The sequence below is a fragment of the Mesorhizobium sp. WSM4832 genome (genome assembly GCF_055811115.1).
Genome location: NZ_JBVVQH010000011.1, coordinates 174,967 through 199,019 on the forward strand (window position 1 = coordinate 174,967; position 24,053 = coordinate 199,019).

Sequence of the window (24,053 nt, forward strand, 5' to 3'; positions counted from 1 at the left end):
CCCTCAGATTCTCAGCCTTTGGTTTCCGGCGCGGCGGTCGCGCCTGCCGGATGTCCGCCGCCCTTGTTTTTTTCCAGCACCGCCTCGGTGATCGAGTTCGGCAGCCGCCTAGGCGTCTCGATCAGGCCGAGCACCGGCATGACGACCAGGAAGAAGGCGAAGTAGAACAGCGTCGCCATCTGCGCCATGAACACGTAGCTGCCTTCCGCCGGCTGCGAGCCCAGCCATCCGAGCAGGATGGCGTCGGCCACGAACAGCCAGAAGAACACCTTGTACCATGGACGGTAGACCGCCGAGCGCACCTTGGAGGTGTCGAGCCACGGCACCAGGAACAGCATGGCGATGGCGCCGAACATGCACAGCACGCCGCCGAGCTTGGAGTTGATCGGCCCGACGTTGAAGGTGATGGCGCGCAGGATCGCGTAGAACGGCAGGAAGTACCATTCCGGAACGATATGGGCCGGCGTCTTCAGCGGGTTGGCGACCGTGTAGTTGTCCGGGTGGCCGAGATAGTTCGGCAGGTAGAAGACGAAATAGGCGAAGATGAACAGGAACACGATCATGCCGAACGCGTCCTTGATGGTCGCGTAGGGCGTGAAGGCGACGGTGTCGGTCTTCGACTTGACCTCGATGCCGGTCGGGTTCGACTGGCCGACGACATGCAGCGCCCAGATGTGCAGCACGACGACGCCGGCGATCATGAACGGCAAAAGGTAATGCAGCGCGAAGAAGCGGTTCAGCGTCGGATTGTCGACGGCGAAGCCGCCGAGCAGAAGCTGCTGGATCCAGTCGCCGACCAGCGGGATGGCGCTGAAGAAGCCGGTGATGACGGTGGCGCCCCAGAAGCTCATCTGGCCCCAGGGCAGCACATAGCCCATGAAGCCGGTGGCCATCATCAAGAGGTAGATGATGCAGCCGAGGATCCACAGCAGTTCGCGCGGCGCCTTGTAGGAGCCGTAGAACAGGCCGCGGAAGATGTGGATGTAGACGGCGACGAAGAAGAACGAAGCGCCGTTGGAATGGAGATAGCGCAACAGCCATCCCGAATTCACGTCGCGCATGATCTTCTCGACCGAATCGAAGGCGAGATTGGTGTCGGACGCGTAGTGCATCGCCAGCACGATGCCGGTCAGGATCTGCGCGACCAGCATGATCGACAGGATGCCGCCGAACGTCCACATGTAGTTGAGGTTGCGCGGCACCGGATAGGCGACGAAACTGTCATAGATCAGCCGCGGCAGCGGCATGCGGGCGTCGAACCAGCGCTCGATACCGGTCTTGGGCGTATAGGTCGAGTGTCCCTCGCTCATCGAAATGTCCCCTGCCTCAACCGATAAGGATCTTGGTATCGGAAATGAACTTGAATACCGGGATCGCCATGTTCTCCGGCGCCGGGCCTTTGCGGATGCGGCCGGCGGTGTCGTATTGCGAACCATGGCAGGGGCAGAACCAGCCGCCGAAATCGCCTTCCTGGCCGAGCGGGATGCAGCCGAGATGCGTGCAGACCTGCACCATCACCATCCAGGCTTCCTTGCCGGGCGTGGTGCGGTTGGCGTCGGTCGCCGGCGCGTCGGACGGCAGGTTGGCGTTGCGCGCGATCGGGTCCTTGAGATCGCCGAGGTTGACGGCTTCGCCGTCCTTCATTTCCTTTTCGGTGCGGTTGCGCACCACCACCGGCTTGCCGCGCCACTTGACGATCAGCGAACTGCCGGGCTGCAGCGAGGAGACATCGACCTCGACCGAAGCAAGTGCCAGCGTCGAGGCGTCGGGACGCATCTGGTCGATGAACGGCCACGCGACGGCTCCGGCGCCGACAACGGCGGCCATGCCGGTGGCCACGTAGAGAAAATCGCGACGGTTGGGATCGTGGATGTCGGTTGCGCTCACGGGTGCCTGATCCTTTCGCCTCTTCCTAACCGGAGGCCGAGCCTTGTCCCCGCTCAATCGCACCTGCCCGACAGCGCATGGCGAACAGGCTAGCGAATTCCTCCGGCATTTGGAGTTCGGTTTATGCGTGCGGCCCGTTTTTGTCCAGCGGGGTGAGGCCACAAGGGCAGATTGTCGCGGGGATGTACGGCGGTCGCGACCGGCGCCTCTTCGCCAAGCCGCCGGATAGGGTGAGACAGCAGGGAATCCGGGATAAAATCGGGCCGGCGTTCGCCTCGACAGCGGCTCCTGGCCCGGTCTATTCTGCGGCCATGGCGCATGTCATTGAACGCGACAGCTGGGCCGACGCCCCCGACCGCTGGAAAGGCGAGCTGCAATGCGGCCAATTCGGCGCCAATTCCTGCCTGATCTTCAATTATCAGCCCACGGTCGGCGGCGGCCCGCGCCTGCACAAGCACCCCTATGCGGAGATATTCGTCATCCGCTCAGGCACCGGCCTGTTCATGATCGGCGACGAGGAAATCAAGGCCACGGCCGGCCAGATCCTGATCGTGCCGCCTGACACGCCGCACAAATTCACCAATCTCGGCCCCGGCCCGCTCGAAAGCACCGACATTCACGAGAATGGCCACTTCATCACGGAGTGGCTGGAATGATTCTTTCAACCCTTCGATTGGACCTGTCCGAAGGCTGACTGCGGCCTAGTTCCATCCATCTGGCACCGATGGAGATCGAGGCATGCTAACTCGCACCGTTGAGGTCGAGGGGCTGGCCATCGCGATCCGGGAAGCAGGACCGCCCGATGCGCCCGGCCTTCTGCTGCTGCATGGCTGGCCGCAGAGCTCTTACGCTTTTGGGGCAATCATCGACCGGCTGGCCAAGGACCAGCGCGTGGTCGCCCCGGACCTGCCGGGCATCGGCGGCTCGCACGGCATGCCCAGAAGCGGTGAGAAGGCATATCTGGCCAAGCTGATGAACCGTCTGGTTAACGCCTGCGGCTTGCGGCAGGTCATCGTCGCCGGCCACGACGTCGGCGGCCAGATCGCCTATGCGCTGTTGCGGGACAAGTCCGCGGAGTTGTCCGGCGCGGTGATTATGGATGTCGTCATCCCTGGCGTGGCGCCGTGGGAAAAGGTCATCCGCAACCCGCACATCTGGCATTTTGCCTTCCATGCGATCCCGGCTTTGCCGGAGCTGCTGGTGAGCGGCCATGAGCGCGCCTATTTCGATTTCTTCTTCGATGTCCTTTCGAAGGAAAAGTCGGCGATCCCTGCCAAAGCCCGGGACATCTACACAAAGGCCTATTCGCGGCCGGAAAGCCTCAAGGCGGGCTTCGACTGGTATCGCGCCTTTGCCGACGATGCCAGGCCAATTCCGTGCCGTCTGCGACCCCGATTACCACGCCGGTGCTTTATCTCAGGGGCTCGGCCGCACCCGGCGACATCGCCGATTATCTCGACGGCTTCAGGTCCGCGGGTCTATCGCGGGTCGAAGGCGACATCATCGCCGACAGCGGGCACTTCGCGGCTGACGAGAACCCGACAGCGCTCGCTGCAAGATTGGCACGCTTTCGCAAAGAGATCGGCGCGCCTAGAGCAATTCCAGGAAAAGTGTGAGCGGTTTTCCGTCTGGAATTGCGTCAAAACAAAGAGATAGAGCGGTTCGCCGTTTCCGTGAAACGGTGAAACGCTCTAGCTGGCGCCAAGCCTGACCAGAACCGCCCTTGGAATGTCGTATTCACGGATCACCGCATCGTGCCGGCGCAGCCCGCAAAGCTCGCGCTGGATGAAGTAGGCATGGACGGCCGCGGCCGCTTCCTTGAGCAGCCGGGCGCGATCTTCGCCCTCGCCGCCCTCGCGCAACTTGCGTAGCGTTTGTTCGACGCGCTGCCCGGCGCGGCCGAGCGCGGCGGCCTTTTCGGCCAGGATTTCGTGGCCGAGCAGGTCGAGCGCATTTTCCTGCGCGCCTGACCGTCCGAAATTCGAGGGCATGCGTACCGACATGGTGCCGTTCTACTCCGCCGGCCGCGTCTCTTCCAGCACGCTTTCCTCGTTGAACAGGAAGCCGCCGGACTGCCGTTTCCAGAGCCGCGCATAGAGCCCGTCGAGCGCCACCAGCTCGTCATGCGTGCCTTGTTCGACGATGCGGCCGCCGTCGAGCACCACCAGCCGGTCGAGCGCCGCGATCGTCGAGAGCCGGTGCGCGATGGCGATCACCGTCTTTTTCTCCATCAGCCTCGTCAGGTTCTCCTGGATCGCCGCCTCGATGTCGGAGTCGAGCGCCGAGGTCGCTTCGTCGAGGATGAGGATCGGCGCATCCTTGAGGAAGACGCGCGCAATCGCCACGCGCTGCCGCTGGCCACCGGAGAGTTTCACACCGCGCTCCCCGACATAGGCCTCGTAGCCGGCACGATCGCGGTTGTCGCGCAGGCCGAGGATGAAATCATGCGCCTCGGCCTTCTTCGCGGCGGCGATCACTTGCGCATCGGTGGCATTCGGCATGCCGAGCTTGATGTTGTCGCGCAGCGAGCGGTGGAACAGCGCCGTGTCCTGGCTGACCACGCCGATATTGCCGCGCAGCGAGTTCTGCGTGACCCCGGCGATATCCTGGCTGTCGATCAGGATCCGGCCGCCTTCCAGGTCGTAAAGACGCAGGATCAGGTTTGCCAGGGTCGTCTTGCCGGCGCCGGACGGCCCGACAAGGCCGACCTTCTCGCCCGGGCGCACGACGAGGTCGATGCCGTCCAGCACCCCTGCCCCCTTGCCGTAATGGAAGGTGACGTTCTTGACCTCGATGCGGCCACCGGCGACCACCAATTCCCTGGCGTCCGGCGCATCGGTCAGGCCGAGCGGCTGGGTGATCAGCGCCTTGGAGTTCTCCAGCACGCCGAGGTTCCTCAGGATGCTGTTGAGCTGCATCATCAGCCGTCCCAGCAGCATGTTGAGCCTCAGCACAAGGGACAGCGTGAAGGCGACGGCGCCGACGGTGATCGAGCCTTCCACCCAGAGATAGATGGCAAAGGCCGCGATCGCGGTGATCATGATGCCGGAGAGCATGGTCAGCGCCATGCGCACGCCGGTCAGCCGCCGCGTGAACGGCCGCAACGCGTCGAGATAGATGTCGAAACCGCTGCGGATATAGCGGTCGTCGCCGTCGGCCGAAAACAGCTTCAGCGTCTGCACGTTGGAATAGGAATCGACGATGCGGCCTGTGATCATCGAGCCGGCTTCGGCGGTCGCCTCGGCATGTTTGCGGATCGCCGGCAGATAGAGTTTCGCCAGCCAGCCGAAGGCGGAGATCCAGACAACCACCATGACCGCCAGCCGCAAATCCAGCCCCGCGACCAGCGCCAGCGTCGTCACCGTATAGACGATCATGAACCAGACCACCTCGATGAAGCTCTCCATCAGGTCGCCCGTCGCCTGACCCGCCTGCCAGACCTTGGTGGCGATGCGGCCGGCGAAATCGTTCTGGAAGAAGGCGTAGGACTGGCGCGAGACATGCCGGTGCGCCTGCCAGCGCACCAGATTGTAGAACCCGGGGGTGATCGTCTGCTCGTCGACCAACGCCGACAGGCCGACAACGGCCGTGCGGACGATGAGCACCACCGCGCCCATGAACAGCAGTTCGGGACCTGCCGCGCCCCAAAGCGCGTGCCAGCTGCGTTCGCCGGGCAACTGGTCCAGGATATCGACCAGCCTTCCGACGAAATAGAAGAGGCCGGCCTCGACCAGCGGCGCGATGCCGCCGATGACGAGCATGGCGAAGAAGGCGAGCTTTGCCTGCCCGACATAGTGCCACAGGAAGCCGCCGACGCTGGCCGGCGGCCGAAGATTCGCGGGCTCGCGGAACGGGTAGACCCAATGCTCGAACCAGCGATAGATGGCTTGCATCATTCCGCGGCTTCACCCTTTGTCGACAGGTCTTCGGCGGCCTGCTTTTCCTCGAGCAGGAACCCGCCCGACTGGCGCCGCCAGAGCTGGGCATAAAGCCCGCCCTTGGCGATCAACGCCTCATGCGAGCCATCCTCGACGACACGGCCTTTGTCCATCACCACCAGCCTGTCCATCGCCGCGATGGTCGACAGACGATGGGCAATGGCGATGACGGTCTTGCCCTGCATGAGCTTGTACAGATTCTCCTGGATCGCCGCTTCCACCTCCGAATCGAGCGCGGACGTCGCCTCGTCGAGAATAAGGATCGGCGCGTCCTTCAGCATAACGCGGGCAATGGCGATGCGTTGCCGCTGGCCGCCGGACAGCTTTACGCCGCGCTCGCCGACCAGCGCCTCGTAGCCGCACTGCCCGTGCGGATCGGTCAATCCAGCGATCACATCGTCGATCTGCGCGGCTTTGGCGGCGCTGAACATGGCCTCGTCGCTGGCGGACTGACGTCCATATTTGAGGTTCTCGCGAACGGATCGATGCAGCAGCGACGTATCCTGGTTGACGAAGCCGATCGCCGCGCGGACGCTCTCCTGCGAGACCCCGCGGATATCCTGTCCGTCGATCAGCACCTTGCCGTCCTGCACGTCGAACAGCCGCAGCACGAGATTGACCAGCGTCGACTTGCCGGCTCCCGATCGCCCGATCAGGCCGACCCGCTCGCCCGGCGCGATTTTCAGCGACAGATCGTCGATGACACCGCCTTTGCCGTCCGTGCGCCAGTAGTTGAAGTTCACCCGGTCGAACTCGATGCCGCCCGCGCTCACGATAAGGGCCGGTGCGCCGTGTTGGTCCTGCATGGTGATGGGACGCGCGATCGTCGTCATCGAATTGCTGGCGACGCCGATCTGCCGGAAGACGTTGCCGCCGACATCGAGGATCCTGCCGGAGATGTTGGCGATCTGCAGCGCGAACGGTATGGCCGTCGCCACCGCCGCGGTGGTCATGGCGCCGGCGTTCCAGCCGGCGAGCGCCAGCCAGCTTATGGCGATCAGCAGCGCCGCGTTGAGCACGAACAAGGCCGACCACATCAGCGTGAAAACGCGCATCAGCTGGTAAAAGGTTTCGGCGTGCTCGACCACCGCTTGCGAGACATATTCGTCTTCGTGTTCGCCGGTCGAGAAGGTCTTGAGCGTCAGGATGTTGGTGTAGCTGTCGACCATGCGGCCGCTCACCTGCGACCACCGCTCCGACAGCGCCGACGAGCGCCGCGTGATCCTGGGCATCGCCAACGAGAAGATCAGGCAATAGAACGCCAGCCACAGCGCCACCACCGCCAGCAGAAGCGTGTCTAGCCGCGCCAGCACGACGATGGCCACGGCGACGAAGACCAGCGCATACCAGACGGCGTCGACGGTGAGGTTGACGCTCATCTCCACGGAATCGCCGCTTTGCATGACCTTGGTCCCGATGCGCCCGGCAAAGTCGTTCTGGAAGAACGACCAGTCCTGGCGCACGACATGCCAATGGCTCTGCCAGCGGATGAGGTCGATGAGATTTGGCGCGATGGCGTGGTTGCGAACGAGCGCGTCGACGACCATCGACAGCGGACGCAACAGCACGACGAACGCCATCAGGGCGAGCAGCGGCCCATGCGCCGCGAAGAAATCGCCGGGCTTGGCGTCGGTCAGTGCGCCCACGATCAGGCCGACGAAAATCGGCAGCATCGCGTCGACGATGGCGGCGACGGCAACGATGATCATGCGCAACCGATACGCGGCGCGAAACTGGCTTATGAAATACCAGTAGAACCGCCAAAGCCCCATTGGCGGCTGCCGGTCGTCGGCGAGCGCCACCGGCGAATAACGGCTTTCGAACCAGGTGAAGATGCGGTCGAACATTTTTCTCTCGTGGACGCCGGAAACCGCCTGCACCGATCTGGTAGCCGGCCTGCTCTGACCATGCCGTGGTTACGCCCGGGATCGATTCCCGACAATCGTCGTGACCTGCTGGTGCCAGAGCGGTTCAGCATTTCACAAAATCGCTGAACCGCCCCAAGTCTTTGTTGTTGCGCAATTCCGGACAGAAAACCGCTATGCACTTTTCCTGGAATTGCTAAGTCCTTGTTGCTGCGCAATTCCGGACGGAAAACCGCTATGCACTTTTCCTGGAATTGCTCCAATCGCGATCGCGTTACTCCGCTGCCATCTCGGATTGGGGCCCCTTGGCATCCGACTCAGCCGGCGCGTCATCGAGCAGGAAGCCGCCGGACTGGCGCTGCCAGAGCTGGGCGTAGAGGCCGCCCTTGGCGACGAGCTCCTCGTGCGAGCCTTCCTCGATGATGCGGCCTTTGTCCATGACGACGAGCCGGTCCATCGCCGCGATGGTCGACAGGCGGTGCGCGATGGCGATGACGGTCTTGCCCTGCATCAGCTTGTAGAGGTTCTCCTGGATGGCCGCCTCGGCTTCCGAATCGAGCGCCGACGTCGCCTCGTCGAGGATCAGGATCGGTGCGTCCTTCAGCATGACACGGGCAATCGCGACGCGCTGCCGCTGGCCGCCGGACAATTTGACGCCCCGGTCGCCGACATGGGCGTCGAAGCCCTTGCGGCCGTTGTGGTCGGAAAGCTCGCTGATGAAGTCCAGCGCCTCGGCCCGTTTCGCCGCCTCGATCAGCATCTCGTCGGTTGCGTCTGGCCGGCCGTAGAGGATGTTCTCGCGCACCGAGCGGTGCAGCAGCGAGGTGTCCTGCGTCACCATGCCGATCTGCGCGCGCAGCGAGTCCTGCGTCACCACCGCGATCTCCTGGCCGTCGACGAGGATCCTGCCGCCTTCCAGGTCGTAGAAGCGCAGCAAGAGATTGACCAGCGTCGACTTGCCGGCGCCGGAGCGGCCGACAATACCGACCTTCTCGCCGGGTTTCACGGTAAGCGACAGGTTCTCGATGACGCCCTTCTGCTTGCCGTAGTGGAAGCGGATGTCCTCGAAGCGGATCTCACCATGCGCGACGGCGATGTCCTTCGCGCCTGGCCTGTCCTCGACCAGACGCGGCAGCGAGATCGACTGGATGCCATCGTGCACCGTGCCGATGTTCTCGAACAGCCCGGACATCTCCCACATGATCCACTGCGACATGCCCCACATGCGCAGCACCAGGCCGATGACCACGGCGACCGCGCCGATCGTCACCGCCTGGCCCAGCCACAGCCACAGCGAGATCGCCGTGACGGAAAACAGAAGCAGCGAATTCAGGATGTAGAGCAGGCCGTAAAGCACGGTCACCAGCCGCATCGAGCGGTAGACCGTATCGAGGAAGCCGGCCATGCCTTCCCTGGCGAAGGTGGCTTCGCGCCGCGCGTGCGAAAACAGCTTCACCGTCTGGATGTTGGTGTAACTGTCGACGACGCGGCCGGTCATGGTCGAGCGCGCGTTGGCCTGCTCCTCGCCGACCTTGCCGAGCCGCGGAATGAAGAAGCGCAAGAGCCCGATATAGCCGACCAGCCAGACGGCAAGCGGCGCGGCCAGCCGCAAGTCGGCCGAGCCGACGATGAACAGCATGCCGAGGAAATAGACGATGACGTAATTGAGAACCTCGATCAGCTTGATGACGCAGTCGCGCACGGCGAGCGCCGTCTGCATCAGCTTGGTGGCGATGCGGCCGGCGAACTCGTCCTGGTAGAAGGCCATCGACTGCTTCAAGAGATAGCGATGCACCTGCCAGCGGATGCGCATGGGATAGTTGCCCATCAGCGTCTGCTGGTTGAGCAGCGAATGCAGCCAGACCGTGCCCGGCAGCGCGAACAGCACGACGAAAGCCATGCCGGCGAGCTTCCAGCTCTCGGTCTGCAGGAAAGTTTCGCGGTTCTGCGCCGACAGCCAGTCGACGATGCGGCCCATGAAACCGAACATCCACACTTCGGCGATGGCGATCGACGTCATCAGGATCGCGTCTGGGATGATGTAGGGCAAGGCGCCGCGCGTATAATGCAAGCAGAACGCGATCAGCGTCTTCGGCGGTTCGACCGGCTCCTCGGCAGGGAACGGATCGAGCCTGTTTTCAAACCAGCGGAACATTCCAGGCACTCGACTGTCTCTGCGCTCACGCGGCGCGGGATTGATGGGCAAGGTTTTTCGGCCGCGCGGCGCCGCGGGCCGGCGATACGGAACCATCCGTATCGCCGGCCCTGCTTCGCGCAATATAGGGTGTCGCGGGCTTTTCGCCGACAGGCTCGTTCGATGAGCCCGACGGCCCCGAACTTCCCGATGAAAAGCTCGAGCCTGCCCGGGCCTTGTCGCCCGGCCGGATCAAGCGGATGATCCGGCGCACCAGCGTGGGCCGGCTGTGGTCGGGCACCGCGCGCGAGAAATCGACGTCCGGCAGCATGCCGCGATGCGGCCTGCGCCGTTCCTCGGCATGCACCGCCGACGAATAGGTCTCGCCGATCAGCAGCGCCCAGGTCGCCGCCTTGCGCTCGTGCAGGCTTCTTGACCCCGGTATCTTATAGGGATCGAACATCGGTCCGTCCTCCAGATGCAAATGCGTTAAAAATGGTGATGCGGCCTCGACCACGGGCATTCGGCCGAAGGCGCGGATCGACTCGGTCGGGACGTGAGGGCACGCGTCGGTTGGGACACGACAAGTGTCGGTCCCGACACTTTCAGGTGGGGCACGACGCCCTTTTGGCAGTTTGAAAAACATCGCAAGATTCCTTCGAAGGCCGAAAACTGGGTTCGGCGGGAATCGGTGCGATGAAGACTTAAAGTGTCAGAAGAATCGTCGTACCGAAACCGCCTGCGGGCATACGTGAGCCCCGGAAAGGAGCTGGATGTGCATGGTCATCATGTGGTTCCCCTCCTACGGTTTGGGTTGACGATGATGGGCATATACTCGACTTCGCAGAAAATGGCCACCCGCCAGTCCAGAAATCGCCGAAAGCCGGAGATGCCTGTGGCCGATCTGCCACTTATTAGCAGGATGCGGAAATGAACGATCGTCTCCGCATCGCGCTCTACCAGCCGGATATCGCCGGCAACACCGGGACAATCCTGCGCTTCGCCGCCTGCCTCGACCTTGCCGTCGATATCGTCGAACCAGCCGGCTTCCCGCTCTCGGACCGGACGCTGAAACGGGCCGGCATGGACTACCTCGAAATGGCGGCTCTGACCCGTCATGCCGACTGGCACGCCTTCGAGCAGTGGCGAAAGGCGCATGCGCGTCGCCTGGTTCTGTTCACCACCAAGGCCGCGGCCGCCTACACCGACTTTGCTTTCACCGCCGGGGACATTCTCCTGTTCGGCCGCGAAACCGCCGGCGTGCCGGATCAGGTCCACCAGGCGGCGGACGCGCGACTGACCATTCCGATGCGGCCTGGCGCGCGCAGCATCAATGTGGCGCTGTCGGTCGCCATGGTCGCCGGCGAAGCCCTCCGCCAGCTCGGCTAGTATCCGTGGCCCACCTTCCTTGCCGCCGCCGACGATGGCGGTTTCTCCCGTCATTCTCACCCAGGCGCACATCGCCTTCTCCTGCATTTGCCCTATCGACGGTTCTTCGCTACAAGCTCAACTTAACTTGAGGTCAAGCGGAAACTTCGAATGGCTACGGTAAAGGAATTGACGGTCGGCCAGGTGGCTGTGCGTAGCGGCGTGGCGGTATCGGCGCTGCATTTCTACGAGGCGCGCGGACTGATCCGCAGCCACCGCACGTCGGGCAACCAGCGGCGCTACGGCCGCGACGTGCTGCGGCGCGTGGCGATCATCCGCGTCGCCCAGGAGGTCGGCATCTCGCTCGCCGACATCGCCGCCGCGTTCCAATCCCTGCCCGAGGGCCGGACCCCGACCCGCGAGGATTGGAATCTGCTTTCAACGGCTTGGCGCGATGGGCTCGATCATAAGATCAGCCAGTTGAAGAAGCTGCGCGACGGCCTGACCGATTGCATTGGCTGCGGCTGCATGTCGATCGACAAATGCCCGCTGAGGAACAGGGAAGACCGATTGAGCGCTCAAGGGGCGGGAGCGAGGCGGCTGTTGGTCGAGCGCTGACTGGAGCTTAGATGCTTGATTCTCAAAGGCCGACAGGTATCTTGCCAATCCTGCGAGCCGTCGAGATCGTCCCCCAAAATAGTCATTGCCGGACAAGACCTTCGCTTGCAGGAGAATGCCCTAGACCTCAATCTTCTCCGCAACCCGGTGGATCGCAGCGGCATGAGTTGGAACGCCATCGCGTCCTTCGGTCCGAAGGCCCTGCACGGCCTGAATCTCGCCGCGCAGGATTTTGCCTCGCGCCGGCGCCCTGCTCCGGCCGGTCTCACCGAAGCTTCGACGCATGATCTCTACCTCGCTCCCCATTGCGACGACATCTGCTTTTCGCTCGGGGCCTTCGCCCTCAGGCGACGAAAGGGCGTCCTGCTCACATTGTTCTCGAAATCGGGCTATGTGGCCCGCCCGCAGACGATCGCAGCGCTTGGCGATGACCGCATCGCCGTGATCTCCAGCCTGCGCCAGCGCGAAGACCTCGCCTTTGCAGAGCAGGCTGGCCTGCGGCCCTGTTTCGGCGGGCTCGACGAGGCGCTGCTGCGCGGGCACGATCCGTTCGAAACCGCCAAGGCCCAGGACGACGCACGGCAGCTCGACGGCGCCGTCGTCGCGGCGATCTTCGCCGCGGCAGCGGAACAGCCCAAGGACCGGCAGCCCTGGCTCTTCTGCCCGATGGCCATCGGCGGGCATATCGACCACATGGTGGTCCTCAAAGTCGTGTTGCGGCATTACAACGCCCTGCGGGCGCGCTGGCGCATCGCCTTCTACGAAGATCTGCACTATGCCTCCGCCTGGCAGGCGCGGGCGACCGGGCTTGCGAGGTTCCGTCACCTTGCCGTGGAGTTGAAGCCGCAGCGCTCGCTCTGGCCCATCGGCGCGGCGGCCGACAAACTGGCGCTCGTTGCGCTGTATCCGAGCCAGTTCGTCGAGCCGCCGGCCTCGATAAAGCCGTTCACTCCGGCCCAGCGCATCCCGGCCCCGGCGCATGAGGCGCTGTGGAGCATCGAACAGACATGACGCGCTCCAACCCCTCCTTGCCGTCGCTGCACCTTGCGTGGACAGCGCTGGCCAAAAGCTGGTCGGGCACAAAAGAAAAATGGCGCCGGCTGATGGCTCGCCTTCAGCTGAGGCCTCGCGCCGCCGTATCTCGAGAGCTGTTTTCCGCCCTGGCGCGGTCGCCGCGCGATGATGCGGACCTGCGGCCGCACTTGCTCGTCCTGGTGCCTTGGCTGCCGATCGGCGGCGCCGAAGTGCTGCTTGCCGATATCCTGGACAGCCTCAAGGCCGAATGGCGCCTCAGCATCGTCACCACCGAGCGCGGCGACCAGGCGTTGGCGCCGGCATTCGCGGCAATCACCCCCGAAATCTACCATTTGCCGAATCTGCTCAGTCGGCGGCATTGGTTCGACTTCGTCGCCGCGCTTATGGCCTCACGCGATTCCCGGGCGATCCTGTCGAGCGGATCGCGCTTCCTCTATGCCAATCTGGAGCGGATCAAGACACGATTTCCGGCGATCCTGAGCTACGACATCATGCACAATGATGCGCCGAAGGGGCATCTGGCGTCGGCGCTCCGCGCCGGGCTTCACATTGATCGCCTCATCGCGGTGAACGAAAGTATCGGGCGCTCGTTTACGCGTGGCGGTGCCGGTTCCGGGACGGTGGCTGTCATCCCCAACGGCGTAGATTACCAAGGCGTTTTCAACCCGCAAAGCGTTGACCGCCACGCAGCCCGCGGACGCTTCGACATCGAGGATGGCGCTTTTGTCATCGGCTTCGTCGGACGGATGAGCGAGGAAAAGCGTCCGCTCGCCTTTCTGGCGGTGGCCGCGCCTATCCTCGCCGCCCATTCCCATGTCCGCTTGCTGGTGCTAGGCGACGGTCGAATGACCAAAGCGTTTCGCGATGCGGCCCGTACCGCCGGCATCGCCGACCGCCTCCATCATTTGCCTCGCCTCGATCGGGCGGCGATGCCACAGTTTTACGCCGCCTGCAGCATCATGGTGCTGCCTTCGCGCATCGAAGGCACGCCGCTCACGATGCTTGAGGCGCTGGCAATGGGTTGCCCGGTGGCCGCCACCGATGTCGGCGACACGGCGCTCATCATCCGCGAAGGCATCAACGGCTTCATCGCTCCGGTCTCAATCCCGGAGGCGCTGACGCCGCGCGTTGCCGGGCTGGTCGGCGACGAAGCGGCCCTGGAGCGGATGCGCGCGGCAGCGCGGCAGTCGATCATCGACACCGGACGTTCGGCCGATGCGATGCTGGCCACCTACAGGGCGTTGCTGCGGCCAACTCGGGAAGTTCCCGGCTGACATCGAAGGTAGCTACGTTCGCAGCGCGCCTTAATCGGCCGCCGGCAGCCGCCGCATGGTGAACTCGATAACGTCGCCTGGACGTTCGAACCAGCTTTCGATCTCGGTCCAGTAGGCCTGTTTCGGGAAACGCTCGAACCACTCCTTCGCCTTGAGGCGCGCGTCGGGCCGCGGCAACACGAAGGTCTCGCGCAGGAATCCGTCACGCGGCTGGTTTATGCGCTCGGCCCGCGAGCGTTCCAGCCTCTTCTTCAAGCCATCCAGCGGCGGTCTCGCCGGGGTGCGCACGAAGCAACTCCTTTGCACCTGGGTCAGACAGGACTTGACCCTTGTCTCCAAGAGATTAGGGATCGCGCGCAGAAAAAACGAGTCATTTGTCAGGCAGGCGTGCCTATGGCTGGAGACCGAATTGGAAAGACCTGACCTTCCCGTGGGCCTGCCGGCCGACATCGAGCAGAAGAAGATGAAGGCCCGCCTCTGGTTCGAGACTTTGCGCGAACGCATCTGCGCCACCTTCGAGCAGATCGAGCAGGAACTGATCGGACCGCAAGCGTCATGGTCGCCCGGTCATTTCGAAAAGACCCCGTGGGAGCGCGACGAAGGCCGCGGTGGCGGCGGCACCATGTCGATGATGCGCGGCCGCGTCTTCGAGAAGGTCGGCGTGCACACCTCGACCGTCCATGGTGAATTCTCGCCTGAGTTCAGGAAGCAGATTCCCGGCGCCGAGGAGGACCCGCGCTTCTGGGCAAGCGGCATCTCGCTGATTGCCCACCCCTGGAATCCCAATGTGCCGGCCGTACATATGAATACGCGCATGGTGGTCACCACGCGCCAGTGGTTCGGCGGTGGCGCGGATCTGACGCCGGTGCTCGACCGTCGCCGCAACCAGGACGATCCGGACACGATTGCTTTCCATCGCGCCATGCAGTTCGCCTGCGACAAGAACCCCGCGGTGGCCGACTATCCGAAATTCAAAGCCTGGTGCGACGAGTATTTCTTCCTGCCCCACCGCAATGAGCCGCGCGGCGTCGGCGGCATCTTCTTCGACTGGCTGCATTCGGAGGAGGACGAGGGCGGCTGGAATGCCGATTTCAATTTCGTCCAGGATGTCGGACGCTCTTTCCTCGTCGTCTATGCCCATCTGGTGCGGGGCAACTTCAACCAGACCTGGACCGATGACGAGCGCGACGAACAGCTCATCCGGCGCGGCCGCTATGTCGAATTCAACTTGCTTCACGATCGCGGCACCATCTTCGGCCTGAAGACCGGCGGCAATGTCGCCTCGATCCTCTCCAGCCTGCCGCCTGAGGTAAAATGGCCGTAACAATCCGGTGAGCGCGGGCGTCGCCGCATTGCTGTCCCATTCGCTGAATCTTGGCCGGCATTGTGGCAGGGACGATATCTTTTTCGTCTAATATCCTTTTGAAAGAATTGATGTATTTAACGTTTCCGGGTCGGGAAGCGCCGGCGGCAGAAGCGGAGATTGCGGTCTCCCGCGGGCCGTGACCCGACGCGACTTGACGGCCCCGATCAAGAGGGTGCCTGCCGAACGGGGCACCCGCATCCAGGAGAGCATGCTATGCGCAAGCTGATCGTGACGGCAGCAGCCGCTGCCTTTCTCGCCTCCGGTGGCGCCGCGTTCGCGGCGGTCAAGCACACCACCGGCACCGTGAAGAGCTTTGATGGAACGGCCAAGAGCCTTGTTCTGGACAATGGATCGACTTTCACGCTGTCCAAGGCCTTCAAGGATCCCGGCATTCAGGCCGGCGAGAAGGTCCGCGTGTCCTGGGACATCAGCGGCAAGAACAAAATTGCCGAGGCCGTCAAGATCATGAAGTAGCGGCGCTGAGCATGATGCCGAAAGGTGTGAAGCGGTTTTCGGGCGACATCATGCTCTATCTCTTTGATTTGGAGCCGGATTCAGATTTCAGGTCGACTTGATCTGAAATTGTCCGGCTCTAATGCATGTCGCCCAAAAGTGTGCAGCGGTTCTGGGACAACGACATGCATAAAAACAAAGACTTTAAAGCGTGTCGCCTGAATCCGTTTCAGCGCGACACGCTTTAGCCAGGCTCAGGCAACGCGAAAGGCGGAGCATCCTTGCTCCGCCTTTCGGTTTCGTGGGTTTTGCCGCGCCGACCGCCCCTGGCTACTCTTCATGCAACCGAAAACGGCGGCATGTGTTATTGATATCCATCCGAGCAATTCCGCGAAAACGCGCCCCTGCTTCCGACGGATTGCATAAAAAACAATGGCTGGAGCGGCCGGGCTGGGCAGCTCCAAAGCGAGGAAAGGAAAACCCATGAAGGAATTTCAATGCGGATCGCTGGTTCCCGGCTGTGACTGGCACACGCGCGCCGACGAGGAAGCCGAGGTCATGCGCCGCGCCGTCGAGCATATGCGCGAGACGCATGGTGAGACCATCATCCGCGAGACGATGATCGAGGCGATCCGTTCGCGCATCCAGAAGGTCCGCGACGCGGCCTGAGCCTTAATATCTTCAGGTTTGCAGTGCCTGCGCGGCGCGTTCCATGAGCGCGCCGCGTTCCAGCGTGAATCCCGACCCGACCCACTCCTTTTCGAGGTTCTTCAGCGTGGCGCCGAGCTTCGGCCCCGGCGGCGCGCCAAGTCCGGTCAGGTCGGCGCCTTTGATCGGAAACACCGGCTTTTCCCATTTCAGGGTGAAATTGAGCAGGCGGGAAAAGCCGCCGGCTTCCATCATCGCCTGATTGTCCTCCACGGCACGCGTCCGAGCGGCGGCGAGCGCCAGCCTGATGCGATCGAGATAGCCGTCGCGATCGCCGTAATAGAGTTTTTTGGCCAGTTCGGTCTCGGTTGCCTTCGCATCCGGGGCGACGGTTAGCGCCCAATGCCGCAGGCGATCGGCCTCTCCGTTCGAAAGTCGCAGCCGCTTGGCAAGCGTCTTCATGCGCACGGCATCAGGGGGGACGATCGCCTCCAGTCTCAGCATCGGATCGGCGCTCCAGCCGAGATCCGCCCCGGTCCTGACCAGGCCGTGGACGGCGTCGATGCCCCACTTCTCGCTTTCCGGAAGTGCTGCGGACAGCACGCCCGCCTGGCGCATCCACAGCAGGGCGCGCGAAGGATCCGGGGCCGACAAGAGCTTCTTCAGTTCGGACCAGACACGTTCGGCCGAAAGCTGGGCAAGCCCGTCCTTCAGCCTGGCGCAGGCCTTTAGCCCTTCCGCGTCCGGCCGTCCGTCGCCATACCAGGCAAAGAAGCGGAAAAAGCGCAGGATGCGCAGATAGTCCTCGCGGATGCGCGCTTCCGCGTCGCCGATGAAACGCAGCCGCCGCGCCTCGATATCGGCGATGCCGCCGACAAGATCGACGACCGTCCCGTCGGCTTCGGCATAGAGCGCGTTGATGGTGAAGTCGCGCCGCTCGGCGTCAAGCTTCCAGTCGCGCCCGAAGGTCACTTTCGCCCGCCTGCCGTCGGTCTCGATGTCGGCACGCAGCGTGGTGACTTCATAGGGCTTGCCGCCCGTAATCACGGTGATGGTGCCGTGCTCGATGCCGGTCGGCGCCGTCTTGAAGCCGGCCGCCCCGGCGCGTCGGAGGGTCTCTTTCGGCAAGGTGGACGTGGCGATGTCGATGTCGGCGACCGGCTGTCCGAGCAGCGTGTTGCGCACCGCGCCGCCGGCGACACGCGCTTCCTCGCCGCCCTGCTTCAGCACGGCCAGCAATTGCTGCAAGTGCTTGTCGCCCAGCCAATCGGCCCGGCCCGAGAGAGACACCTCGGCGCTCACGCATAGAGCCTTTCATAGAGGGTGCGGACGATGCCGGCGGTGACGCCCCAGATGCGCTGGCCACCATAGGGCATATCGTAGAAGAACCATTCGAGGTCGTTCCAGAAACGGCTGTCGCGCGCGTGGTTGGCCGGGTCCATCAGGAAACTCAGGGGCACCTCGAAGGCCGCATCGACCTCGTCGGCATTGAGCGTCAGCGAAAAGCCCGGCCGGACGATGGCAAGCACCGGCACGATGCGGTAGCCGCTGCCCGACACATAATCCGGCATGCGGCCAATGATCTCGATGTGGTCGCGATCGAGGCCGATCTCCTCGAAGGTCTCGCGCAGGGCGGTGGCTTCAGGGCCAGGATCGGTCGCATCGATGGTGCCGCCCGGGAAAGCCACTTGGCCGGAATGGCTGCGCAGCTTCTCGGCGCGCTTGGTGAACAGCACCGTGGCGCCCTCGGCATGGTCGACGACCGGGATCAGCACCGCCGCGTCGCGCAGCGGCTTGACGTGCTTGAGCCTCGGGTGGCCGGGATTGAAGCGATGGTCGCCGAAATCGTCGCCGGGAGCGATTTCGGCCTGCGCCGCGACGCGGGCGCGAAAATCAGCGATCGAAAACGGTGCCGGCGTCACCTGGTCCATCACGCGCTCAGCCGTTTCAGCTTCTCGGCCGGCATGATCGGATAGACCTCGCCGCCCGAGCGGACGGCGAACATCGCCTTGCCGCCGATATCGATCTCCTCGCCATGCTCGACCAATTCATACATCACCGGCCGCGCCACCAGCGCCTCCAGCCGTCCGCGCACCAGGACATAGGGTTTCAGCCCGCCGGTTTCGTCTTCGTCGACGAAGCGCAGCGGATGACCGGGTCCGGCGGCGACGACATCGCCGACATTGGTGCGGAAGGTGACGACCTGGTCGTCGCCGCTTCCTGACACGTTCATTTCGACGGCGATGAACGGCGCGTCGGCGACGCGGATCCCGACCCGCTCGACCGGCGTCACAAGATAGGTCTTGCCGTCCGCATCCTTGCGCAGCACGCTGGAAAAAAGCTGTACCAGCGGCATGCGCCCGATCGGCGTGCCGAGATAGAACCAGGTGCCGTCGGCCTTGATCTCCATGTCGAGGTCGCCGCAGAAGTCGGGGTTCCAGCGCTCGACCGGCGCCGGCCCCTTGCCGGCCCGCGCGGCCCGCGAGATCAGCGCTTCCAGGCCGCGCGCCTCGGTGGCGCCGGTCAGGCTCTGTTCGCTCGGGCTTTGCTCACGATGTTCGCTGCGTTCGGCCATGGTCACGAAATAGTCACTGTTGTCCCGATTGTCAGCCTTGTCGGCGCAAGTCTGTGATTTAAGTTCGAATGCAGGCGCCAGGCGAAGCCGAATCGCGGCATCCTGCGACGTTGAGAATGCAGGCCGGTATTTCCAACCACAAGGATCGAACGGCATGAGCGTGATGATCAAGGAAAGCCCGATCAGCGAAAAAGCGATGATCGAGGAAGCCGAAAAGGCGCTTGCCGACATCTCCAGGGTCCGCGACGCGGTCGGCCGGGTGATCTTCGGCCAGGAAGCGGTCGTCGAGCGCACGCTGGTGGCGCTGCTGGCGGGCGGCCATGCGCTGCTGGTCGGCGTGCCGGGCCTTGCCAAGACCAAGCTGGTCGAAACGCTGGGCATCGTGCTCGGCCTTGATTCGCGCCGTGTCCAGTTCACGCCCGACCTGATGCCGTCGGATATCCTTGGCTCGGAAGTGATGGAGCAGGACGAGTTCGGCAAGCGTTCCTTCCGCTTCATTTCCGGTCCGATCTTCACGCAATTGCTGATGGCCGACGAGATCAACCGCGCCTCGCCGCGCACGCAATCGGCGCTGTTGCAGGCGATGCAGGAATATCACGTGACCATCGCCGGTGTTCGCCACGACCTGCCCTCGCCGTTCCATGTGCTGGCGACGCAGAACCCGCTGGAGCAGGAAGGCACCTATCCCCTCCCCGAGGCCCAGCTCGACCGTTTCCTGATGCAGGTCGACATCCTTTACCCGGAAATCGAGGCGGAACGCCGCATCCTGCTTGAAACCACCGGCGTCGACGAGGCAAAGGCCGACAACGTGCTGCAGCCGGCCAGATTGAGGGAAATCCAGACGCTGATCCGCCGCATGCCGGTGCCGGAAAGCGTCGTCGAGGCGATCCTCAAGCTGGTGCGTTCGGCCAGGCCGGGCCAGGGCAATGCCGAGACCGACAAGCACGTCGCCTGGGGGCCGGGCCCGCGCGCCAGCCAGGCGCTGACCCTGTGCGCCCGCGCGCGCGCTCTATATGATGGCAGGTTGGCGCCCTCGGTCGACGACGTTCGCGCTTTGGCCGAACCGGTGCTGCAGCATCGCATGGCGCTGACTTTCGCCGCCCGCGCCGAAGGCACTTCGGTGCGTGACGTGGTGGCGAAACTGGCAAAAGGCATCTGATGGGTCGAATAGGCGAGGTCCAGGCACCGGTTGCGACGCGCGACGCGCTCGCCCGTGGCCGGCTGCGGGCTTCACTGGTGCCGGACCTGCTGGTCGAGGCGCGCCGCATCGTCAACACGGTGATCGCCGGCTGGCACGGCCGCCGCAAGCGCGGCATCGGCGAGAATTTCTGGCAGTTCCGGCCCTATGTCGAAGGCGATTCCTCGCGCATCGACTGGCGCCGCTCGGCTAGGGACGACCATATCTATGTACGCGACCGCGAGTGGGAAGCCGCGCACACCGTCTGGCTCTGGGCCGATCCATCGCCTTCCATGCTCTATAAATCGGCGGGCGCCGCCGTTTCCAAGGAATCGCGCGCGCTGGTGCTGGCGCTCGCCTTGGCGGAGCTTTTGTCGCGCAGCGGCGAGCGCATCGCCTGGCCGGGCCTGGCCGACCCGTTCACGGCCCGCAACGGCGCCGAGCGCATCGCCGCCCAGCTCAGCCATGCCGCCGCGCTGCCGGCCAAGCCCGACCTATCGGCCATCCGCCGCTTCTGCGACATCGTCCTGGTCAGCGACTTCCTCGATCCGGTCGAGGAAACCACGGCCTGGCTCGACGTGCTCGCGCGCCACGGCGTGCGTGCCCATCTGATCGAGGTGGCCGACCCGGCCGAGGAAACCTTCCCCTATGCCGGCCGCACCGAGTTCACCGATCCGGAGACCGGCGATAAGCTGACCGCCGGCCGCGCCGAGACGCTGGCCGAGGAATATCGCCTGCTTTACCGGGCTCGCCGCGAGGAACTGGCCGCCTGGTGCAAGCGTCTCGGCTGGAGCTACACCGTCAACCATACTGACCGTCTCGCCTCCGAGGCGCTGGTGGGCGTCCACTTGGCGATGACCGCCGACGGCACCAATCTCGGAAAGGCGGTCGCATGAGCTGGCTGCCGCTTTCCTTCGGAGCACCCGTGGTGCTGTGGGGCCTCCTGGCGCTGCCGGTGATCTGGTGGCTGCTGCGGCTCACCCCGCCCAGGCCGCAAACGGAGGTTTTCCCGCCGCTCAGAATCCTCGCCCGGGTCCTTAGGCGCGAAGAAACCCCGCAGCAAAGCCCCTGGTGGCTGACGCTGCTTCGGCTGCTGATGGCGGCGCTGGTCGTGATGGCGCTGGCCGAGCCGGTCTTCAATCCGCGCGAGAAACTGCCGGCGGAAGGTGCTGCCCTGGCGCTTGTCATCGACAATGGCTGGGCGAGCGCCGCCGACTGGAGCAAGCGCGTCGCCACCGCCGAGCGGCTGATCGCCGATGCCGGCTCGAACGGCGTGCCGGTGGTGATCGCCTTCACCGCCGAGAAACCCAATGCCGAGATCGGCCCTTTCGATGCCTCGGTCGCGCTCGATCACCTGCGCGCCGCCAAGCCGCGGCCGGTCCCCACGGATCGTCCAGCCGTCTACGCCCGCGTCGCCGCCGCCTTGGAGCGCCTGCCGGGCGCAAGCGTTGCGGTGCTCGCCGATGGGCTTGCCGCCAAAGGCGACGACGCCGCCTTCAAGACGCTTCTCGAAAAGAACGCGGCGCGGCTGGTCTGGGCCACATCCGACCGGCCTTCGGTGACTGGCCTGATCGGCGCCGACAACCAGGTCGACGGCTTTGCGCTGACCGCCATTCGCGCGCCGGGCGATCCGGCGCCGGCGCAGGTCACCGCGGGCGCCTTCGACGACAAGGGCCGCCGCATCGCCGATGCGACGCTGACCTTCGCGCCGGGCGAAGCCACCGCCACGGCCACGATGGCGGTCCCGTTCGAGCTGCGCAACGACTTCGCCTCGATTGCACTCGACGGCGAGCATCAGGCCGGCGCCGTGCGCGTGCTGGACGAAAGCTCGAAACGGCGGCGCGTCGGCCTGCTGTCGCAGGCCGAGGCCGACCAGGCGCAGCCGCTTCTGTCGCCGCTCTATTACATCCGCCGCGCCCTGCAGCCCTTCGCCGATCTGGTCGAGCCGTCGAGCGCCGACCTCGCCGACGCCATTCCGCAGCTTCTCGACCAGAAGCCGGCGATGATCGTCATGGCCGATGTCGGCACCATCCCGCAGCAGGTCAAGCAGCGGCTGGTCGACTGGGTCGACAAGGGCGGCACGCTGGTGCGTTTTGCCGGCCCGCGCCTTGCCGCGGCCGGCAATGACGATGATCTGCTGCCGGTCCGGCTGCGCAGCGGCGAGCGCGCGCTGGGTGGTGCTCTGTCGTGGACGACACCGCAGGCGGTCACCGAATTCCCGAAGAATGGTCCGTTCGCCGATCTTTCCCCGCCCTCCGAAGTGACGGTGAGCCGGCAGGTTCTGGCCGAGCCGACGCCCGACATCGTCGAGCGCACCTGGGCGACGCTTGCCGACGGCACGCCGCTGGTGACGGGCATGAAGAAGGACAAGGGCACGCTGGTGCTCTTCCATGTCACGCCCGAGGCGACATGGTCGAACCTGCCGATCTCCGGCAGCTTCGTCGAGATGCTGAGGCGCGTCGTGCAATTGTCGCGCAACCAGGGCGCCGCGATCGCCAATGCCGAAGCCACCGCCGCATCGCTCGCGCCCTACCGCATGATCGGCGCCGACGGCATGCTGACGCCGCCTTCGCCGGATGCACGGCCGCTGGTGCCCGGAGCCGGCCCGCTGCCGGTGACGCTGGAAAACCCGCCCGGTCTTTACGGCTCGGAAACCGGCGTCTTCGCACATAATCTTCTCAACGCTTCGAGCACGTTCGCGCCGCTGGCGCGCCCGCAGGTTTCGCTGCCGGTCACAGCCATTCCCTACGCCTTCGACGAATCGGAGAACCTCAAGGGGCCGCTGGTCGCCATTGCGCTTCTGTTGATGGTGCTCGACACTTTGGCCGTGTTCTGGATGGGCGGCCTGCTGACGCGCCGGCCGCGGCGTGCCGCGGTGGCGACCGCCGCAGCCGTTCTGGTCGTGCTCGGCGGCCTCGTCGGCCATGCCGATCTTGCTCGCGCCGACGATTCGAAGCCCGGCGACGCCCAGGCGATCGAGGATATTTCGAAGACCCGCATGGCCTATGTGATCACCGGCGAGCCCGGCGTCGATTCGATCAGCCGCGCCGGCCTCGAAGGCCTGACGCGTTTCCTGATCGAAAAGACCGCGCTCGAGCCCGGCCCGCCGGCCGGCGTCGATATCGCCAAGGACGAGCTGTCCTTCTTTCCCCTGATTTATTGGCCGATCGATGCATCGGCGCCGATGCCCAGCCAGGCGGCGATCGCCCGCATCGATGCCTACATGCAGCAGGGCGGCACTGTCCTGTTCGATACGCGCGACCAGTTTTCAAACGGCATCGGCGCCGGCTCGGCAAGCCCGGCGACCGAGCGGCTGCGCGACATCCTCGGCAATCTCAACGTGCCGCCGCTGGAGCCGGTGCCGTCGGACCATGTGCTGACCAAATCCTTCTTCATCCTTCCGGAGTTCCCCGGCCGCTTCAACGGCAGCCCGCTATGGGTCGAGGCCTCGCTCGACGCCAGCAACACCGAGAACCGCCCGGTGCGCACCGGCGACGGCGTCTCGCCGATCATGATCACCGCCAACGATTTCGCCGGCGCCTGGGCGGTCGACGAGAACGGCGATCCGATGCTGCCGACCGTGCCGCCGGACCCGATGCAGCGCGTCTATGCGCTGCGCGCCGGTGTCAACATCATGATGTACATGCTGACCGGCAACTACAAATCCGACCAGGTGCATGTGCCCGTGCTGCTCGAACGGCTGGGGCAATAGGTC

Annotated in this window: 23 protein-coding genes; 12 read left to right on the forward strand and 11 right to left on the reverse strand. The window is 64.5% G+C overall.

All coding sequences use genetic code 11. The features are described 5' to 3' along the window. Positions 1–11: 11 nt before the first annotated feature. Both AC0L2L_RS17575 and petA read right to left on the reverse strand, forming a co-directional pair. Positions 12–1,310, reverse strand: coding sequence for a cytochrome b (locus AC0L2L_RS17575; RefSeq protein WP_473579832.1), 1,299 nt, complete (start codon positions 1,308–1,310; stop codon positions 12–14). A gap of 16 nt (positions 1,311–1,326) precedes the next feature. Further along, positions 1,327–1,887, reverse strand: coding sequence for a ubiquinol-cytochrome c reductase iron-sulfur subunit (gene petA, locus AC0L2L_RS17580; protein WP_027164966.1), 561 nt, complete (start codon positions 1,885–1,887; stop codon positions 1,327–1,329). A gap of 311 nt (positions 1,888–2,198) precedes the next feature. Here petA and AC0L2L_RS17585 point away from each other — a divergent pair, with 311 nt between their 5' ends. Further along, a complete protein-coding gene (locus AC0L2L_RS17585; protein WP_473579833.1) occupies positions 2,199–2,543 on the forward strand; it encodes a cupin domain-containing protein in 345 nt (114 codons plus the stop codon). Positions 2,544–2,625: 82 nt separating this feature from the next. After that, positions 2,626–3,543: an alpha/beta fold hydrolase gene (locus tag AC0L2L_RS17590; RefSeq protein WP_473579834.1), complete on the forward strand. Its 918-nt coding sequence runs from the start codon at positions 2,626–2,628 to the stop codon at positions 3,541–3,543. Between the two features lie 35 nt (positions 3,544–3,578). On the opposite strand, the gene AC0L2L_RS17595 is transcribed toward AC0L2L_RS17590, so the two are convergent. The 5 genes from AC0L2L_RS17595 to AC0L2L_RS17615 all read right to left on the reverse strand — a co-directional run bounded on the left by AC0L2L_RS17595 (position 3,579) and on the right by AC0L2L_RS17615 (position 10,287). Further along, on the reverse strand, positions 3,579–3,890 hold the full coding sequence (locus AC0L2L_RS17595) for a DUF6665 family protein (RefSeq protein WP_027164968.1): 312 nt from the start codon (positions 3,888–3,890) through the stop codon (positions 3,579–3,581). Between the two features lie 9 nt (positions 3,891–3,899). Continuing rightward, positions 3,900–5,783, reverse strand: a complete 1,884-nt coding sequence (locus AC0L2L_RS17600) for an ABC transporter ATP-binding protein (RefSeq protein WP_473579835.1) — start codon at positions 5,781–5,783, stop codon at positions 3,900–3,902. Then, positions 5,780–7,672, reverse strand: a complete 1,893-nt coding sequence (locus AC0L2L_RS17605; protein ID WP_473579836.1) for an ABC transporter ATP-binding protein — start codon at positions 7,670–7,672, stop codon at positions 5,780–5,782. The genes AC0L2L_RS17600 and AC0L2L_RS17605 overlap by 4 nt, the downstream gene beginning before the upstream one ends. A 292-nt stretch (positions 7,673–7,964) precedes the next feature. After that, entirely contained in the window at positions 7,965–9,845 is a 1,881-nt protein-coding gene (locus AC0L2L_RS17610; protein WP_027164971.1) for an ABC transporter ATP-binding protein, read from the reverse strand. A gap of 25 nt (positions 9,846–9,870) precedes the next feature. Then, a complete protein-coding gene (locus AC0L2L_RS17615) occupies positions 9,871–10,287 on the reverse strand; it encodes a hypothetical protein (RefSeq protein ID WP_473579837.1) in 417 nt (138 codons plus the stop codon). Positions 10,288–10,754: 467 nt separating this feature from the next. Between AC0L2L_RS17615 and AC0L2L_RS17620 the strand changes: the two genes are divergently transcribed. The 4 genes from AC0L2L_RS17620 to AC0L2L_RS17635 all read left to right on the forward strand — a co-directional run bounded on the left by AC0L2L_RS17620 (position 10,755) and on the right by AC0L2L_RS17635 (position 14,119). Continuing rightward, the gene (locus AC0L2L_RS17620) at positions 10,755–11,213 is read left to right on the forward strand and encodes a tRNA (cytidine(34)-2'-O)-methyltransferase (protein ID WP_473579838.1); all 459 of its coding nucleotides are present in this window, start codon (positions 10,755–10,757) and stop codon (positions 11,211–11,213) included. Between the two features lie 150 nt (positions 11,214–11,363). Further along, the gene (gene soxR, locus AC0L2L_RS17625; RefSeq protein ID WP_473579839.1) at positions 11,364–11,810 is read left to right on the forward strand and encodes a redox-sensitive transcriptional activator SoxR; all 447 of its coding nucleotides are present in this window, start codon (positions 11,364–11,366) and stop codon (positions 11,808–11,810) included. Positions 11,811–11,972: 162 nt separating this feature from the next. Then, entirely contained in the window at positions 11,973–12,821 is an 849-nt protein-coding gene (locus tag AC0L2L_RS17630) for a PIG-L deacetylase family protein (protein ID WP_473579840.1), read from the forward strand. Positions 12,822–12,913: 92 nt separating this feature from the next. Further along, positions 12,914–14,119, forward strand: a complete 1,206-nt coding sequence (locus tag AC0L2L_RS17635) for a glycosyltransferase family 4 protein (protein ID WP_473579841.1) — start codon at positions 12,914–12,916, stop codon at positions 14,117–14,119. Positions 14,120–14,149: 30 nt separating this feature from the next. Here the strand turns inward: AC0L2L_RS17635 and AC0L2L_RS17640 are convergent, their stop codons facing one another. After that, positions 14,150–14,407 carry a hypothetical protein gene (locus tag AC0L2L_RS17640; RefSeq protein ID WP_027164977.1) on the reverse strand — a complete coding sequence of 86 codons (258 nt, stop codon included), beginning with the start codon at positions 14,405–14,407 and terminating at the stop codon, positions 14,150–14,152. 121 nt (positions 14,408–14,528) lie between these two features. Here AC0L2L_RS17640 and hemF point away from each other — a divergent pair, with 121 nt between their 5' ends. From hemF to AC0L2L_RS17655, 3 genes are all read left to right on the forward strand, one after another. Then, positions 14,529–15,443: an oxygen-dependent coproporphyrinogen oxidase gene (gene hemF / locus AC0L2L_RS17645; protein ID WP_473579842.1), complete on the forward strand. Its 915-nt coding sequence runs from the start codon at positions 14,529–14,531 to the stop codon at positions 15,441–15,443. A gap of 255 nt (positions 15,444–15,698) precedes the next feature. Beyond that, a complete protein-coding gene (locus tag AC0L2L_RS17650; protein ID WP_027164979.1) occupies positions 15,699–15,959 on the forward strand; it encodes a DUF1344 domain-containing protein in 261 nt (86 codons plus the stop codon). Between the two features lie 462 nt (positions 15,960–16,421). Continuing rightward, positions 16,422–16,607, forward strand: a complete 186-nt coding sequence (locus AC0L2L_RS17655) for a DUF1059 domain-containing protein (RefSeq protein ID WP_027164980.1) — start codon at positions 16,422–16,424, stop codon at positions 16,605–16,607. A 12-nt stretch (positions 16,608–16,619) separates the two neighbouring features. Here AC0L2L_RS17655 and AC0L2L_RS17660 read toward each other — a convergent pair whose 3' ends face one another. From AC0L2L_RS17660 to AC0L2L_RS17670, 3 genes are read right to left on the reverse strand one after another with little or no spacing between them, the layout of a single operon-like run. After that, a complete protein-coding gene (locus tag AC0L2L_RS17660; protein WP_473579843.1) occupies positions 16,620–17,888 on the reverse strand; it encodes a CCA tRNA nucleotidyltransferase in 1,269 nt (422 codons plus the stop codon). Beyond that, entirely contained in the window at positions 17,885–18,517 is a 633-nt protein-coding gene (locus AC0L2L_RS17665; RefSeq protein WP_473579844.1) for a CoA pyrophosphatase, read from the reverse strand. The genes AC0L2L_RS17660 and AC0L2L_RS17665 overlap by 4 nt, the downstream gene beginning before the upstream one ends. Continuing rightward, positions 18,517–19,161, reverse strand: coding sequence for a DUF1285 domain-containing protein (locus AC0L2L_RS17670; protein WP_473579863.1), 645 nt, complete (start codon positions 19,159–19,161; stop codon positions 18,517–18,519). The genes AC0L2L_RS17665 and AC0L2L_RS17670 overlap by 1 nt, the downstream gene beginning before the upstream one ends. 154 nt (positions 19,162–19,315) lie before the next feature. On the opposite strand from AC0L2L_RS17670, the gene AC0L2L_RS17675 reads away from it, so the two are divergent. Genes AC0L2L_RS17675 through AC0L2L_RS17685 form a run of 3 tightly spaced genes read left to right on the forward strand, consistent with a single transcriptional unit; the run spans position 19,316 to position 24,050 of the window. Next, on the forward strand, positions 19,316–20,320 hold the full coding sequence (locus AC0L2L_RS17675) for an AAA family ATPase (protein WP_473579845.1): 1,005 nt from the start codon (positions 19,316–19,318) through the stop codon (positions 20,318–20,320). Continuing rightward, on the forward strand, positions 20,320–21,234 hold the full coding sequence (locus AC0L2L_RS17680; protein ID WP_473579846.1) for a DUF58 domain-containing protein: 915 nt from the start codon (positions 20,320–20,322) through the stop codon (positions 21,232–21,234). The genes AC0L2L_RS17675 and AC0L2L_RS17680 overlap by 1 nt, the downstream gene beginning before the upstream one ends. Continuing rightward, entirely contained in the window at positions 21,231–24,050 is a 2,820-nt protein-coding gene (locus AC0L2L_RS17685) for a DUF4159 domain-containing protein (RefSeq protein ID WP_473579847.1), read from the forward strand. Before AC0L2L_RS17680 ends, AC0L2L_RS17685 begins: the two co-directional genes overlap by 4 nt. The last annotated feature ends 3 nt before the right edge of the window (positions 24,051–24,053 follow it).

What these genes read in the sequence shown, in the direction of transcription:
- AC0L2L_RS17605 (WP_473579836.1), bottom strand. Translation starts at nt 7,672, where the DNA reads ATGTTCGACCGCATCTTCACCTGGTTCGAAAGCCGTTATTCGCCGGTG.
- AC0L2L_RS17585 (WP_473579833.1), top strand. Translation starts at nt 2,199, where the DNA reads ATGGCGCATGTCATTGAACGCGACAGCTGGGCCGACGCCCCCGACCGC.
- AC0L2L_RS17665 (WP_473579844.1), bottom strand. Translation starts at nt 18,517, where the DNA reads ATGGACCAGGTGACGCCGGCACCGTTTTCGATCGCTGATTTTCGCGCC.
- AC0L2L_RS17670 (WP_473579863.1), bottom strand. Translation starts at nt 19,161, where the DNA reads ATGGCCGAACGCAGCGAACATCGTGAGCAAAGCCCGAGCGAACAGAGC.
- AC0L2L_RS17590 (WP_473579834.1), top strand. Translation starts at nt 2,626, where the DNA reads ATGCTAACTCGCACCGTTGAGGTCGAGGGGCTGGCCATCGCGATCCGG.
- soxR (WP_473579839.1), top strand. Translation starts at nt 11,364, where the DNA reads ATGGCTACGGTAAAGGAATTGACGGTCGGCCAGGTGGCTGTGCGTAGC.
- AC0L2L_RS17655 (WP_027164980.1), top strand. Translation starts at nt 16,422, where the DNA reads ATGAAGGAATTTCAATGCGGATCGCTGGTTCCCGGCTGTGACTGGCAC.
- AC0L2L_RS17680 (WP_473579846.1), top strand. Translation starts at nt 20,320, where the DNA reads ATGGGTCGAATAGGCGAGGTCCAGGCACCGGTTGCGACGCGCGACGCG.
- AC0L2L_RS17620 (WP_473579838.1), top strand. Translation starts at nt 10,755, where the DNA reads ATGAACGATCGTCTCCGCATCGCGCTCTACCAGCCGGATATCGCCGGC.
- AC0L2L_RS17635 (WP_473579841.1), top strand. Translation starts at nt 12,914, where the DNA reads ATGGCTCGCCTTCAGCTGAGGCCTCGCGCCGCCGTATCTCGAGAGCTG.
- AC0L2L_RS17685 (WP_473579847.1), top strand. Translation starts at nt 21,231, where the DNA reads ATGAGCTGGCTGCCGCTTTCCTTCGGAGCACCCGTGGTGCTGTGGGGC.
- AC0L2L_RS17615 (WP_473579837.1), bottom strand. Translation starts at nt 10,287, where the DNA reads ATGTTCGATCCCTATAAGATACCGGGGTCAAGAAGCCTGCACGAGCGC.
- AC0L2L_RS17595 (WP_027164968.1), bottom strand. Translation starts at nt 3,890, where the DNA reads ATGTCGGTACGCATGCCCTCGAATTTCGGACGGTCAGGCGCGCAGGAA.
- AC0L2L_RS17675 (WP_473579845.1), top strand. Translation starts at nt 19,316, where the DNA reads ATGAGCGTGATGATCAAGGAAAGCCCGATCAGCGAAAAAGCGATGATC.
- AC0L2L_RS17650 (WP_027164979.1), top strand. Translation starts at nt 15,699, where the DNA reads ATGCGCAAGCTGATCGTGACGGCAGCAGCCGCTGCCTTTCTCGCCTCC.
- AC0L2L_RS17575 (WP_473579832.1), bottom strand. Translation starts at nt 1,310, where the DNA reads ATGAGCGAGGGACACTCGACCTATACGCCCAAGACCGGTATCGAGCGC.
- AC0L2L_RS17600 (WP_473579835.1), bottom strand. Translation starts at nt 5,783, where the DNA reads ATGATGCAAGCCATCTATCGCTGGTTCGAGCATTGGGTCTACCCGTTC.
- AC0L2L_RS17610 (WP_027164971.1), bottom strand. Translation starts at nt 9,845, where the DNA reads ATGTTCCGCTGGTTTGAAAACAGGCTCGATCCGTTCCCTGCCGAGGAG.
- AC0L2L_RS17630 (WP_473579840.1), top strand. Translation starts at nt 11,973, where the DNA reads ATGAGTTGGAACGCCATCGCGTCCTTCGGTCCGAAGGCCCTGCACGGC.